The organism is Staphylococcus xylosus (assembly GCF_002732165.1).
GTDB classification, from domain to species: domain Bacteria; phylum Bacillota; class Bacilli; order Staphylococcales; family Staphylococcaceae; genus Staphylococcus; species Staphylococcus xylosus.
The window spans coordinates 224,318-238,549 of record NZ_MRZO01000001.1 but is presented as its reverse complement, the minus strand read 5'-3'; the positions used below and the strand labels follow the sequence as shown (position 1 = coordinate 238,549).

General features: G+C 33.2%; 12 protein-coding genes and 1 other RNA gene. 2 read left to right on the top strand and 11 right to left on the bottom strand.

The window, feature by feature from the left end:
- Positions 1-120: 120 nt before the first annotated feature.
- The 5 genes from recD2 to sal all read right to left on the bottom strand — a co-directional run bounded on the left by recD2 (position 121) and on the right by sal (position 7,263).
- Positions 121-2,508, bottom strand: coding sequence for an SF1B family DNA helicase RecD2 (gene recD2, locus BTM19_RS01170; protein ID WP_029377129.1), 2,388 nt, complete (start codon positions 2,506-2,508; stop codon positions 121-123).
- 3 nt (positions 2,509-2,511) lie between these two features.
- A complete protein-coding gene (locus tag BTM19_RS01165; RefSeq protein ID WP_029377128.1) occupies positions 2,512-3,180 on the bottom strand; it encodes a tetratricopeptide repeat protein in 669 nt (222 codons plus the stop codon).
- Between the two features lie 132 nt (positions 3,181-3,312).
- Entirely contained in the window at positions 3,313-4,425 is a 1,113-nt protein-coding gene (mnmA, locus tag BTM19_RS01160; RefSeq protein ID WP_029377127.1) for a tRNA 2-thiouridine(34) synthase MnmA, read from the bottom strand.
- Positions 4,426-5,571, bottom strand: a complete 1,146-nt coding sequence (locus BTM19_RS01155) for a cysteine desulfurase family protein (RefSeq protein ID WP_029377126.1) — start codon at positions 5,569-5,571, stop codon at positions 4,426-4,428.
- A gap of 60 nt (positions 5,572-5,631) precedes the next feature.
- Positions 5,632-7,263: a Sal family ABC-F type ribosomal protection protein gene (gene sal / locus BTM19_RS01150; RefSeq protein ID WP_029377125.1), complete on the bottom strand. Its 1,632-nt coding sequence runs from the start codon at positions 7,261-7,263 to the stop codon at positions 5,632-5,634.
- 288 nt (positions 7,264-7,551) lie between these two features.
- Between sal and BTM19_RS01145 the strand changes: the two genes are divergently transcribed.
- A complete protein-coding gene (locus BTM19_RS01145; protein WP_029377124.1) occupies positions 7,552-8,550 on the top strand; it encodes an LLM class flavin-dependent oxidoreductase in 999 nt (332 codons plus the stop codon).
- 303 nt (positions 8,551-8,853) lie between these two features.
- Here BTM19_RS01145 and BTM19_RS13020 read toward each other — a convergent pair whose 3' ends face one another.
- The 3 genes from BTM19_RS13020 to cymR form a co-directional block, all read right to left on the bottom strand.
- The gene (locus tag BTM19_RS13020) at positions 8,854-9,021 is read right to left on the bottom strand and encodes a hypothetical protein (protein WP_167330406.1); all 168 of its coding nucleotides are present in this window, start codon (positions 9,019-9,021) and stop codon (positions 8,854-8,856) included.
- A gap of 42 nt (positions 9,022-9,063) precedes the next feature.
- The gene (locus BTM19_RS01140; RefSeq protein ID WP_029377123.1) at positions 9,064-9,246 is read right to left on the bottom strand and encodes a CsbD family protein; all 183 of its coding nucleotides are present in this window, start codon (positions 9,244-9,246) and stop codon (positions 9,064-9,066) included.
- 134 nt (positions 9,247-9,380) lie between these two features.
- Positions 9,381-9,800, bottom strand: coding sequence for a cysteine metabolism transcriptional regulator CymR (cymR, locus tag BTM19_RS01135; RefSeq protein WP_017724657.1), 420 nt, complete (start codon positions 9,798-9,800; stop codon positions 9,381-9,383).
- An 86-nt stretch (positions 9,801-9,886) separates the two neighbouring features.
- Between cymR and BTM19_RS01130 the strand changes: the two genes are divergently transcribed.
- Positions 9,887-11,164: a replication-associated recombination protein A gene (locus BTM19_RS01130; RefSeq protein ID WP_029377122.1), complete on the top strand. Its 1,278-nt coding sequence runs from the start codon at positions 9,887-9,889 to the stop codon at positions 11,162-11,164.
- 100 nt (positions 11,165-11,264) lie between these two features.
- On the opposite strand, the gene BTM19_RS01125 is transcribed toward BTM19_RS01130, so the two are convergent.
- The 3 genes from BTM19_RS01125 to aspS form a co-directional block, all read right to left on the bottom strand.
- On the bottom strand, positions 11,265-12,035 hold the full coding sequence (locus BTM19_RS01125; protein WP_029377121.1) for a tRNA threonylcarbamoyladenosine dehydratase: 771 nt from the start codon (positions 12,033-12,035) through the stop codon (positions 11,265-11,267).
- A gap of 163 nt (positions 12,036-12,198) precedes the next feature.
- Positions 12,199-12,389: non-coding RNA, 6S RNA (gene ssrS / locus BTM19_RS01120), on the bottom strand.
- 64 nt (positions 12,390-12,453) lie between these two features.
- Positions 12,454-14,220 carry an aspartate--tRNA ligase gene (gene aspS, locus BTM19_RS01115; RefSeq protein WP_029377120.1) on the bottom strand — a complete coding sequence of 589 codons (1,767 nt, stop codon included), beginning with the start codon at positions 14,218-14,220 and terminating at the stop codon, positions 12,454-12,456.
- Between the last annotated feature and the right edge of the window lie 12 nt (positions 14,221-14,232).

Sequence of the window (14,232 nt, the reverse complement as noted above, 5' to 3'; positions counted from 1 at the left end):
AAGTAGCTTTCAACTATGTTTACTGTACTTTTCACCAGCCAGTACATCTCTGAAGATAAAACATAGTTTACTTATCTTTATGCGAAGTTATTTATATTGTATTTATTTTCAACGACAATGTCAATCTTCAACGAAGTCATACGGGGAAAATTCACCCATATTAATCATTGGATTTATTTTAAATATATTTTCTTCAGACAATATAATATCTGAATCAAAGGATTTACTGACATCAGCAGTTTCAGTTTCTTCCTCATTATTAAAATACGCTTTAAGAAAAGCACACAATTGCGTCATTCTCACTTGGCCGTGAGTCTTTAGACCAATATCAAATGCTTGCGGATCTCCTAAGAACACAAGTGACTGTTTGGCACGTGTTAAACCTGTATATAATATAGGTTTTTGAAGCATTCTAAAGTACTGTTTAACCATTGGCATAATCACAATTGGAAATTCTGATCCTTGTGACTTATGAATTGAAGTACAATAGGCATGCGTCAACTCCATTAAGTCTTGACGAACAAATGTAATCTCATTACCTTCAAAATCAACTACCAATACATCTTTGTTTAATGCATTTTCTTTAGCCCAGAAGATGCCTACAATGACCCCGATATCACCATTAAATATATTATCGCTTGGTCGGTTAACTAGTTGTAATACCTTATCACCTTTTCTAAAGACAATATCACCAAACTCAATTTCTCTAGTATCTTGTTCTTTGGGATTCAAGATATCTTGCAATACTGTATTTAGTTTCTTAATACCTGCAGATCCTTTATACATCGGAGCTAATACTTGAATATCACTCATATCATAACCTTTATTCACTGCACTTGACACCACTTTTTCAACAACTGAAGGTATCTGTTCTGTTGTACAGTTTATAAAATTACGGTCATGAAATCTCTGTGTAATATCAATAGTTTCTCCTAGTTTCATCCTATGCGCTAATTCAATAATACTTGAACCATCTTGTTGTCGGTAAACTTCAGTTAAATTTACACGAGGAATTACTTTCGAATCAATTAGATCTTTAAATACTTGGCCTGGTCCAACAGATGGCAGCTGATCTTCATCACCGACTAGTATAACTTGCGCATCAATAGGTACAGCACTCAAAAATTGATGGAATAACCATGTATCAACCATAGACATTTCATCAATAATAATAAGTTTTGCAGAAATTTCATTATCTAAAATATCTTCTGGTTGTGTATCTTGATTCCAACCTATTAAGCGATGTATCGTCATAGCCTCTAAACCAGTTGACTCTGACAAACGCTTCGATGCACGTCCAGTTGGCGCACCTAGAACTACTGGATAATCATCATTTTGATAATCGTCATAATCTAATGATAGACCATGCAACTCTGCATAAAGTTCAACAATTCCTTTAATGACAGTTGTTTTTCCTGTACCTGGGCCACCAGTCAGTAACATTATTTTAGAGTTAATCGCTGTTTGCAAGGCTTCTCTTTGAGAATCTGCATATGTCACTTTATTGCGTTCCTCAATTTCTCCTATTTCAAGCAGCAAATCAGATTGCTCAATTTCTTTTAGTTTATTTGTATAAGAAAAATTACGGTATAAATTTTGAACGCTTTTCAATTCTGAATAGTATAAACTTGGGATCGCAACTTCATTTTCTTGTTGAATTAATTTAGTGTCATTGACTAAATCTTGTAAAACTTGCTCAAGCTGCTGAGTTTCTATTAATTCACCTGGTGGTTGTGATAGCATATCTTGGGTCATCTCTAGTACATTATTAGTAGGTAAATACGTATGACCTTGTTTTATACACTCTTCTTCTAACACATAAAGTAACCCTGCTTTAAGACGTTCTGCATCGTTAAATTGAATGCCGACATTACGCGCTAATGTGTCTGCCTTATTAAAACCGATGCCTTTGACATCATATACAAGTTGATAAGGTTTTTTTTCAACTATGTTAAGTGTTTCGCCTAAATATGCTTGGTATATAGCCATTGCTAACTTTGGCCCAAAACCTAGATCATGGAGGCGAATGATAATTTGTTCCGTTTCTTGATTACTTGCGATTTGTTCAGCAATTTGTTTTTGTTTCTTTTTAGGTAAACTAGGCACTTTTTCTAATATAGTTGGATCATTTAATATGTCGCTAATTGCATTTTCACCTAATTTATTTACAATACTTTGAGCTGTTTTTTTTCCTATTCCTTTAAAAAGATCACTAGATAAATAACTTATAATTGCTTCTTTCGTTTGTGGTAACTCTTTTTCAAATGTTTCAGCCTTTAATTGTTTGCCATATTTTGCATGCGTAACTACTTGGCCTTTAAATGTATAGACGTCACCTTCTGCAATATCTGGAAAAAACCCTACAATTGTAGGCATTGAATCAAATGTCTCATTGGATTCAATCGTATCAACTTTTAAAACCGTATAAAAATTCTCTTTGTTTTGAAACAAAATCGCATCAACGGTCCCTTTAATCATTGAATTGTTAAATAGTGTAGGGTTTTCCATAAGTTATTCCTCCTCTGCGATAGCTTTAAATGTTTTAATAGCATGATGGCTCATGACATGATCTGGATTGGCGTCTACAGCCGCTTCAAAATGACGAATAGCTTCGTCAGTATCCTCCGTTTGCATATAAGTCGCTAAGCCTAAATTATATAGTGCATCTGCGTGTTTGCTATCAATTGCTAACACACGCTTTAACTGGTCAATAGCTTGTTCAAACATTTCTAAATGACATAATACAAGTCCATATTGAAATTGTACCTCAGCATCATCACGATCATCTAGTTCCGCTGCTGTCATTAAGAACGGTAAAGCTTCGTTAAATGCTTCTAGTTGATTAAAAGACATACCAATCATGTAATTTGTATCAACTTTATCAACGTTAAATTTTAACGCTTGTTGGTATAATTTTATCGCTTCATTAAAACGACCTTCATTGTAATATACATTACCTAAATTATAATAAATTGCACCATTTTCCGGATCTAAAGTGATTGCTCTTTGAAAGAATTTTTCAGCTTTTTCTACTTCTCCCGCTTCAGCCAATAATATTCCAGCATTTATGTAATTTTCTACTTCTTTTGGACTAGTTTCTATATTTTCAAATAATGCTTTAAGTGCTTCTTCAAAATTACCTTGTTTAATTAATTGATATATTTGCTCTTGATTCAACATTAACCCTCTTTTCTGACTATTAATTATAACATTTACTCATTTTTTTGAAATATGAATTTCAAAAAAAGAAATCGCTAGATACTATATTATATAGTCTACTAACGATTTCTAAATAATACTTCATCTTTTAGTTTATAAAACGTAACTTAATTGTCCTGACTCTTTAAAAACATCATCAATTGTTGCGCCACCTAAACAGACATCGCCATCATATAGTACAACTGATTGCCCTGGCGTAATCGCACGAACAGGTTCATCGAATACTACACGTATTGCATTATCACTCTCTTTTTGTACAAATACTTTAGTATCTTTTTGACGGTATCTAAATTTTGCAGTACATGCAAATCCGTTTTCCAAGTCAACATCATTTACAAATGAGATATCTGATGCAATCAAGTAATCACTATATAATGCTTCATGGTGGAAACCTTGTTCAACATATAATACGTTATCATTTAAGTTTTTGCCAACTACAAACCATGGATCACCGTCTCCACCAATACCTAAGCCATGACGTTGTCCGATTGTATAATACATCAGCCCAGCATGCGTGCCAATTTTTTCACCTTGTAGTGTACGCATTTCTCCAGATTGTGCTGGTAAATATTGTGAAAGAAATTCTTTGAAATTACGTTCTCCAATAAAACAAATACCTGTAGAGTCTTTCTTTTTAGCAGTTGCTAAGTTTTGTTCTTCAGCAATACGACGTACTTCTTTTTTATCGATATCACCTATTGGAAACATTACACGAGATAATTGATCTTGTGATAATTGATTTAAGAAATAAGTTTGATCTTTATTGTTATCCACGCCTCTTAACATTTCAACGTGCCCATCCTCATGACGACGCACACGTGCATAATGACCTGTAGCAACATAGTCAGCACCAAGTTTCAACGCATGTTCTAAAAATGCTTTGAATTTAATCTCTTTATTGCACATTACATCAGGGTTTGGCGTACGGCCTTTTTTATATTCATCTAGGAAATAAGTAAATACTTTATCCCAGTATTCTTTCTCAAAATTCACTGCATAGTATGGGATATCTAATTGATTACATACTGCGATGACATCATTATAATCTTCAGTAGCTGTACATACGCCATTTTCATCTGTATCATCCCAATTCTTCATAAATATACCTATGACATCATAACCTTGTTCTTTTAATATGTGTGCTGTAACGGAACTATCTACGCCACCAGACATTCCGACAACAACTCGTGTATCTTTATTTGACACTTACACTTCCTCCTTAAATTTGTGATAAATTTTATGAATTTCTGTAGCTATATATTTTATTTCTTGCTCAGTTGTTTGTTCGTTAAAACTAAACCTTACCGAATGTTTTGCTCGCTCATCTTCTTCGTCATACATTGCTTTCAGTACATGTGATGGTGTTGTAGTCCCTGCAGTACAAGCTGAACCTGATGAAACATATATATTGGAGAGATCTAATAAAGTTAGCATTGTTTCTACATCTATAAATGGCAGATATAAATTCACAATGTGACCAGTTGAATCTGTCATAGAACCATTTAATTCAAATGGTATAGAGCGTTCTTGTAATGAGACTAGGAATAAATTTTTAAGGTTCATTAAATGCACATTATTTTCATCTCTATATTGATTTGCAAGTGTAACAGCTTCAGCTAATCCAACAATTTGTGGTAAATTTTCAGTTCCGGCTCTACGTTTAGCCTCTTGTTCTCCACCTAACTGTTGATATTTTAATGAAGTACCTTCTTTTAACAGTAAGATTCCAACGCCTTTAGGACCACCAAATTTATGTGCTGTAATACTCATAGCGTCAATAGCAAATTCATGAAAATCTATTTCTAAATGACCAATCGCTTGCACTGCGTCAACATGGAACAATGCATTGGATTTTCCAACAATTTCTTCAATATCGTACATTGGTTCTACAGTACCTACTTCATTATTAACAAACATAATAGAAACTAAAATCGTCTGTTCTGTAATGGCATTTTCTAATTGTTGAAGGTTTATTATGCCTTGTTTATCAACATCTAAATATGTGACTTCAAAACCTTCTTTCTCTAGTTGCTCAAACACATGGAGTACAGAATGATGCTCAATTTTTGAAGTGATAATATGTTTTCCTCTGTGCATTTGGTCATAAGCCATTCCTTTAATAGCAGTATTATTAGATTCTGTCGCACCACTTGTAAAGATTACTTCACTTGGTTTTGCATTAAAAGAAGATGCGATCGTACGGCGTGCTTCATCTAAATACTTTCGTGCATCTCTTCCTATACTATGAATGGAAGACGGATTACCATAATGAACAGAATAAATATCCATCATTTTATCAATTACTTCTTGCTTAACTGGTGTTGTAGCAGCATAATCTGCGTATACTTCCATGCTTGACACTCCTTAAATTTTTATCAATGTTCCAATGATAGCACCATATAATTAATTTTTCTAGTTGTCTGTTTCAAAATGACCATTTTCATCAATATCTTTAAAATCCTCTAATAATTTCATAGTCTTTTTTATGTCTGCTGGTTGTTTACTATTCAAAGTCATATTTTTCAATTTTTTATCATTAATATGCCAGTGTGTAGCGGTGATTCTTGATTGTAAATATTGATCATGTGTAACGATAAGCACTTGACCTTGAAAACTATCAATCATTTTTAATATTAAATCTTGTGTAGCGATATCAAAATAATTAGTTGGTTCATCTAAAATAAGAAGATGTGGATTAGAGAAATATAATAATACAAACTGCAATCTACTTTTCTCACCCATGGATAAAAATGCGATATGCTGATTAATTTTTTCATTATTAAAATCAAAAGTAGCTAAGATTGTTTGTGCTTCACTACGAGTCACACTTTCTAATGCCATCACCATGTCTAATGGACTGCTATTATATTTTAAATTGCTATTTTGCTGGTCAAAAGAAGCAATTTTAAGAGATGGTGTAATATATACATCACCTTTATTCGGTTTTATACTTTGTTTTATCATTGCGATAAATAATGATTTCCCACTGCCATTGGGACCTGTTAAAAGTATATTTTCTTTATTTTTCATTTCAAAGTTAGCATTTCTATAAATTTCTTGTTGATTTATAGTTATACTAACATTTTCAAATCTAATCAAGCTACGTTTTCGCAAATGTGTTTGTTCATTAAAATGAAATTCTCTATTATCATTTTCGGGTGCTTCAACTTGCTTTTCATTTATCTTTTGTTTTAGTTGTGATTCCTTAACTTTAGCTTTTTGTGCTAATTTGCTTAACCTTTTTTGTTGTATCGGGTCTCGCACACTAGTCGTTCTTTGCGAGACTGAATGCCATTCGTTCACACGTTTAATAGTTGCTTCAAGTGCTTTGACTTCTTTTTGTTGTTTTTCATAAGCATTGACTTCTGATTGATGGGCTAAATCTACAACATGTTTATAATGGTCATAATCCCCTTGGAATTTTCTCGTTCCATTACGTGTTATTTGATAAATGTGTGACGCCGTTTGATTAATGAATCCTCTATGATGTGACACAAAAACAATAGTCTGTTTAGATTTATTAATATTAATTATTAAATTATCTAGCATTGTCATATCAAGATGATTAGTAGGTTCATCAAGTAATATTAACGATTTTTTCGATAAGAAAGCTCTTAATATCGCTACACGTGTTTGCTGTCCTCCACTAAGAGACTTAATCTTTTTATCTAAGTCGATTTCCGTTAAATCAAATAACTTCGCTTGCGTAATGATTTCTTGTTCAAATTCATAGCCTTCCAATGCTACGTAGTCGCTTATTTTTTCATAATTATTTAGCATCTCTTTTTTTAATTGAGCTAATTGTGGTTTTAAAAATAGGAGAAAATCCATTGCTGTCATTTCGTAATAATCAGTCATATCTTGTTCCATTAGATATGCACTTTCTTTATAAGCATTCTTAAGTGCATATAAAAGTGTTGATTTTCCAACACCATTATCTCCTAAAAATGCAACATGCTCTCCTTCTTCTATATCAATTAGCACTTTGTCAATCAGTATTCGTCCATACTGTTCAAATGGTTTTTGTTCATAATAAAAAGACATATCAATTCCCTCACTTTTTAGGACATGACATATCTTTACATAATATATATTACTTTATATATGGTTGCTTAAGTATTTCCATGTAATTTAGACAGAGTCATATCCCATAACTTTTATTTAAATTTAATTGGTTTGTATATTTCTTATGAGATTTATCCATTGTCTTAATTAAGCCACCTAACGTTTTAATTTCATATAAGTATAACAATGAGCAATTTCTTACGCAAGTTTTAAATCGCCTGTTATACTACTTTGTATTAACAAGATCAAGGAGGATTACGATATAAAATGAACAATTTAAAATTATCTGCGCTTAACTTAGTACCAATCCGCGAAGGTCAAGATGATCAAGCTGCAATCAAAGATATGGTTAAACTCGCGCAAGATTTAGAAACACTTGACTTCGAACGTTATTGGATAGCTGAGCATCACAACGCTCCTAATCTAGTTAGTTCGGCAACAGCATTATTAATTCAACACACATTAGAACACACTTCAAAAATACGTGTTGGTTCTGGTGGTATTATGTTACCAAATCATGCACCATTAGTTGTTGCAGAGCAATTCGGAACAATGGAAACTGTTTTTCCAAATCGTGTAGACCTTGGTTTAGGACGTGCACCGGGAACAGACATGATGACTGCTAGTGCTTTACGCAGAGACCAACATAACGGCGTTTATGAATTCCCTGAAGAAGTTGAACAACTTGCTACGTACTTTGGCCCAGCTAATCAGCAAGGATATGTTCGTGCTTATCCAGCTGTTAATAAGCAAGTGCCACTTTATATACTAGGTTCTTCTACAGATTCAGCCCACCTAGCCGCACGTAAAGGGCTACCGTATGTCTTTGCCGGTCATTTTGCACCACAACAAATGAAAGACGCGATTCAAATATATAAAGAACTATTTGAGCCCTCTGAAATACTAAGCAAACCTTATGTTATCGTTTGTCTCAACGCTATCGTAGCAGATACAGATGAACAAGCTGAATACTTAGCAACTACACAAGCACAAGTAATGGTAAGCATTACAAGAGGCAGAATGCAACCTGTGCAACCACCAACTGATGATTTAAGAGGACTTTTAACACCTACAGAATATGAAATTGCAAAACAAAGAATGCAACAATCACTAATAGGATCAGAAGAGACAGTTAAAGCTAAAATTCAAGACTTTATCAAAGAACATGGTGAAATTGATGAGCTTATGGCGATTAGTTATATCTATAATCAAGACGAACAGTTAAATTCTTATAAAAAACTCAAAACTATTGTCGAATCGTTATAATTCATAAAATAAACCTAGACCCTTTCAATATTTAATATTTATCAAAGTAGTAATTAAAGAAACGAATATTTGAATATAAAATTCAGGTTATTGAGGCTAGATTGTCACACACTTAATTAACGTCCTTAACCAATCACTACAATTTATAATAAATAATGCCTACTAAACAATGGAAAGCTTAAATCTAGTCTTTATCCGATGTTAGTGGGTATTATTTTTATTATGCTTTTGATTGCAAATAAAAAAGACCAAGACATATAATGCCCTAGCCCTTTATTAAAATAATTTTGTTTACAACAAATATTATTTTTTATCGTCTTTCTTATCATCTTTTTTATCGTTATCACTGCCACCAGTAAATTTATCGATTTGTTCTGATGCTTGTTTAGCTTTTTCGTTGTCTGTATCTTTTAATTTATCTGATACAGTCTTTGCAGTTTCTTTTGCTTTATCTAAAAAGTTCTCAGCCATTTAAAATCTCTCCTTTAGTAGTTATAAAATATAGTTTATAGTTTATTTTTTAAATTTATCGATAACATCATTAGCTTTATCTTTTGCATTTTCTACAAATTCTTTAGCTTTACCAGAAGTTTTATCTTCTTTGCCTTCGTTTTCTAATTCTTTATTATCAGTAACGTTACCTAATGTCTCTTTCACATTACCTTTTGCTTGTTCTACTTTATTTTCGTCTGCCATGTAAATTACCTCCTTAATGATGTATATATTGTACATACCACTAATTTCAATAAAATAAACATCTTAAACATAGATTAATAAATATTTTTCAAAAATGTTATATCATTAGTATAAAATGACATTTCTGTATAATATTAGATATAGAACATGTACCCGTCTAGATTATTTGTATCTTTATACTCTGCTAAATATTTTAATGATGTGTTATCTAGCACATCTCTTACTGCATCTCTCATTCTAATCCAAAGTTGTTTTTGAGCAGGTGGTTCTGAATCTATACTTTCAACGAATGTGATTGGACCTTCTAATAAACGAATAATATCACCCGCTGTTATCTCTTCAGACGGTACTCTTAATTGATAACCACCTTTTGCCCCACGAACACTTCGAATTAATCCGGCATTTCTCAATGGACCGACTAATTGCTCTAAATACAGATCACTCAAATTATTTTCTTCCGCAATAGATTTTAAAGACACACACCCTTGACCTTCTTTTTTAGCAAGAGATATCATTAGCGTTAACCCATATCTTCCTTTAGTTGAAATTTTCATTATATTACCTCACTTAATTCGAATACTATATAATAACATTCTATCACTTTTTACGTTAATATAGAATTAGAAAGGTGTGAAAGATTGTGTCAAACGAACCACTAGCTTCAAGAATGCGACCAAGTAACATTGATGAGATTATATCTCAAGAGCATTTAGTAGGTCCAAAAGGCATTATTAGAAGAATGGTAGAAACAAAAAGATTATCCTCAATGATCTTTTATGGGCCACCTGGTATCGGTAAGACAAGTATTGCTAAAGCTATATCAGGAAGTACTCAATTTAAGTTCCGTCAATTAAATGCAGTTACAAATACCAAAAAAGACATGCAACTCATAGTTGAAGAAGCTAAAATGTCTGGGCAAGTTATTTTATTATTAGATGAAATTCATCGTTTAGATAAAGCTAAACAAGATTTCCTATTACCACATTTAGAAAATGGAAAAATTGTTCTTATTGGGGCTACGACATCAAACCCATATCATGCAATAAACCCTGCCATTCGATCTAGGGCTCAAATATTTGAACTTTATCCTTTAGATGAAGATGACATCAAGGTTTCATTGAATAGAGCTTTAAATGATGAAGAACGTGGTTTAGCTAGCTATAATCCCATTGTAGACGAAGATGCGATGTCTTACTTTACAACTCAAAGTCAAGGTGACGTGAGAAGTGCTTTAAATGCATTAGAATTAGCAGTTTTAAGTTCGGATACAACGGACAGCCATCGTTACATCACCTTACAAGATGCTAAAGATTGTTTGCAAAAAGGGGCTTTCGTGAGTGATAAAGATGGCGACATGCATTATGATGTGATGAGTGCATTTCAAAAATCAATTCGCGGTAGTGATGTAAATGCCGCACTTCATTATTTAGCACGCTTAATTGAAGCTGGCGACTTACCAACAATCGTTAGACGACTACTAGTAATAAGTTACGAAGATATAGGGCTAGCTTCTCCTGGTGCAGGACAGCGCACGTTAGCTGCTATCGAATCAGCTGAGCGTTTAGGCTTTCCAGAGGCTAGAATACCTTTAAGCCAAGCTGTTATTGAGCTCTGTTTATCACCCAAGTCTAATTCAGGTATCTCTGCAATCGATGCTGCCCTATCTGATATACGTAAAGGTCATATAGGACAAATTCCTGATCATTTAAAAGATGGGCATTATGCAGGAGCTAAAGAACTAGGACGCGCTATCGGTTATCAGTATCCCCACAGTTATGATAGTGGATTTATCCCTCAACAATATCTACCTGACAAACTAAAAAACAGAATTTATTATGAACCGAAAACGACTTCTAAAAGTGAACAACAATTCAAATCGGTTTATGAAAATATCACCCAAGCACAACATAAAAAATAAAAATTCCGAATTTAATATAGAAAAAAGAGGTTGAGAAAATTACATCTCAACCTCTTTTTCTATTTTTAACTATTAGGTAACTGCAGTACCAAATTTAATGTTATATTTTATCTTTAATACGTGTTACAGGTATATCTTTTAAAATATCATTAACAACATAGCTAGCGCTAATCAGACCAACTACACTTGGTACAAATGCATTAGATGACGGTGGAATTTGACCTTTTCTCGTAGATGCGTTTGCATCACCTACAGTTTCTTTAACGTCTTCTCTTATCACTATAGGACTTTCATCCGAAAATACAACAGGTACACCTTTAACTATCCCTAACTTTTTCAATTTACGACGAATAATTTTAGCCATTGGATCCATATACGTCTCAGAAATATCAACAATCTTAAATCGTGTTGGATCCGTTTTATTAGCAGCTCCCATACTTGAAATAACAGATATGCCTCTTTCTAAACATTCTTTCATTAAATGAACTTTATACATGATAGTATCACTTGCATCAACAAAGTAGTCAATATCATAATTATTAAACAACGCTTCATATGTTTCTTCTGTATAAAACATATGTAATGAAGTTACCTTACATTCTGGATTAATTAATTTAATACGTTCTTCCATCAAGGTAACTTTACTTTGTCCAACAGTTGTTGTTAATGCATGTAATTGACGATTCACATTAGTGATATCTACATCATCTTTATCTATTAAAATAATATGTCCAATATTAGTACGTGCTAGCGCTTCGGCAGCAAACGAGCCAACCCCTCCAACACCTAAAATCACCACAGTTTTTTGTTTTAATAATTCTAAACCTTCTTGGCCATAAGCCAATTCATTTCTTGAAAATTGATGTTTCATGTCATTCTCCTTAATAATAAGAGTGATTAAATATAATTTTCACGCTTAAAAATCTGTTTCTCTTATTGAATTTAATATATTTATTTTATTTCAATGTAATTAAAAATATCAAGTTTTGTATTTTATATCAAAAAAATACGCAAGACCGAAGTCTTGCGTACCGATAGAGTCCGTAAGTGCCGTAGTTATAAAATGCTTGATCATTCGGCCTGCTTAAAACAGGTGGGTGCCCTGTTTCTTGTTTTGCAAGTCCTCCTAATGAGGCGTGTGCGCTGCAAGAAAACCCATTGGGCTCCCGGATCAAAGAGTGTTAGGCCCAAATATAAAGCAAACATACGAACACTACAGATGACTATCTTATGGGATTAATAATAACACAATATTTGAAATTAGCAAGAATATTAACTTATAACAAAAATTAATGTCTAATACGTAATGACAATTCTTCTAATTGACTTTCCGAAACTTCACTTGGTGCATTTGTTAATAAACATGTAGCTGAAGCTGTTTTAGGGAACGCAATCGTATCACGTAAGTTTGTACGACCTGTTAATAACATTACTAAACGGTCTAATCCAAGTGCAATACCGCCATGTGGTGGCGCACCATATTTGAATGCATCTAGCAAGAATCCAAATTGTTCTTGGGTTTGTTCCTCGGTAAATCCTAGTACTTCAAACATTTTAGATTGTAAATCACCATTATGAATTCTGATAGACCCGCCGCCTAATTCATAACCATTCAATACAATATCATAAGCATTAGCTTGTGCATTTTCAGGTTCAGTATCTAATTTAGCGATATCTTCTTGTTTTGGTGCAGTGAACGGGTGATGAGCCGCAGTATAACGTTTTAAGTCTTCATCATACTCTAGTAAAGGCCAATCTGTTACCCATAAGAAGTTCAATTTAGATTCATCAATTAAATCTAACTCTCTAGCTAACTTAAGACGTAACGCACCTAAACTTTGTGCAACAACACTTGGTTTGTCAGCTACAAATAATACTAAGTCACCAGATTGTGCTTCGGTTAATGTTTGTAGTTTAGCAACATGGTCTGCTTCGAAGAATTTAGCAATTGGGCCGTTCACACCTTCATCAACCACTTTAACCCATGCTAAACCTTTAGCACCATAGATATTTACAAATTCTGTTAAACCATCAATATCTTTTCTTGTATATTGATCTGAAGCACCTTTCGCAACTATCGCTTTAACTTGACCATTATTAGTTACAGCATCTTTGAACACTTTGAAATCCATGATTTCTCCCAATTCTGATACGTCTATTAATTCCATACCAAAACGTGTATCTGGTTTATCTGAACCAAAACGTTGCATCGCTTCATTATATGTCATTCTAGGGAAAGGTCTTGGAACTTCGACATCTTTTACATCTTTCACTACATTCTGTAGCATTTCTTCTCCCATATCCATAACGTCTTCTTGATCTACAAAGCTCATTTCAATATCGACTTGTGTAAATTCAGGTTGACGATCAGCACGTAAATCTTCATCACGGAAACATTTTACGATTTGATAATATTTATCAAAACCGCCTATCATTAATAATTGTTTAAAAAGTTGTGGTGATTGTGGTAATGCATAGAATTCACCGTCATGCACACGTGAAGGTACTAAATAGTCACGCGCCCCTTCAGGCGTTGACTTAGTTAGTACAGGTGTTTCAATATCGAAAAAGCCCTCTTTATCTAAATATTGTCTAATTGAACGTGTAGTTTGGTGTCTCATTTTAAATGTTTGTGCTAATTCTTGACGTCTTAAATCTAAGTATCTATATTTTAATCTGATATTTTCATCAACATTTTGATTCTCTTCATTTAATGCAAATGGTGGTGTTTCTGATTTGTTTATAATTTCAATTTCTGAAACTTGTACTTCTACTTGACCTGTAGCAATTTTAGGGTTTACCGTTTGAGGATCACGTTTTTTGACGATACCTTTAACTTGAACTACATATTCAGATCTCACTGTTTCAGCTATTTTTAATGCTTCTTCAGAAAAATCCGGATTAAATACTACTTGTACATATCCTTCACGGTCTCTTAAATCAACAAAAATAAGACCTCCTAAATCTCTACGGTTGTGTACCCAGCCTTTTAATATTACTTCTTGGTCTAGTAATGATTCAGTTACTAAACCACAATATGTTGTACGCTTACTCATGATATCTTCTCC

Bases quoted from the DNA above. Each gene is read 5' to 3' on its own strand.
- recD2 (WP_029377129.1), bottom strand. From the start codon at position 2,508: ATGGAAAACCCTACACTATTTAACAATTCAATGATTAAAGGGACCGTT.
- aspS (WP_029377120.1), bottom strand. From the start codon at position 14,220: ATGAGTAAGCGTACAACATATTGTGGTTTAGTAACTGAATCATTACTA.
- BTM19_RS01155 (WP_029377126.1), bottom strand. From the start codon at position 5,571: ATGGAAGTATACGCAGATTATGCTGCTACAACACCAGTTAAGCAAGAA.
- BTM19_RS01145 (WP_029377124.1), top strand. From the start codon at position 7,552: ATGAACAATTTAAAATTATCTGCGCTTAACTTAGTACCAATCCGCGAA.
- BTM19_RS01165 (WP_029377128.1), bottom strand. From the start codon at position 3,180: ATGTTGAATCAAGAGCAAATATATCAATTAATTAAACAAGGTAATTTT.
- BTM19_RS01140 (WP_029377123.1), bottom strand. From the start codon at position 9,246: ATGGCAGACGAAAATAAAGTAGAACAAGCAAAAGGTAATGTGAAAGAG.
- BTM19_RS01125 (WP_029377121.1), bottom strand. From the start codon at position 12,035: ATGAAACATCAATTTTCAAGAAATGAATTGGCTTATGGCCAAGAAGGT.
- BTM19_RS13020 (WP_167330406.1), bottom strand. From the start codon at position 9,021: ATGGCTGAGAACTTTTTAGATAAAGCAAAAGAAACTGCAAAGACTGTA.
- cymR (WP_017724657.1), bottom strand. From the start codon at position 9,800: ATGAAAATTTCAACTAAAGGAAGATATGGGTTAACGCTAATGATATCT.
- sal (WP_029377125.1), bottom strand. From the start codon at position 7,263: ATGTCTTTTTATTATGAACAAAAACCATTTGAACAGTATGGACGAATA.